A 209-nucleotide genomic window follows, 5' to 3' on the forward strand; every position below is an offset into this window, starting at 1 on the left:
TTCATCTCCTTTATACGCACCTGACTACTCATGTAGCCTTTTCTTCCTACCGTTTAACACCAGCTTATTACTAAGCCAGCATCGGGAAGCGGTTTAGCACCTACTCTTGAAAGTCGATACTGATGGACCTACCATCATCTTCTATACAGCACGGATAAAGCAAGCTTTATCCTTCACAGCACACTTTGGCGAAATGCGGGATTAAGTGC

The organism is Paenimyroides viscosum (assembly GCF_003858535.1).
GTDB classification, from domain to species: domain Bacteria; phylum Bacteroidota; class Bacteroidia; order Flavobacteriales; family Flavobacteriaceae; genus Flavobacterium; species Flavobacterium viscosum.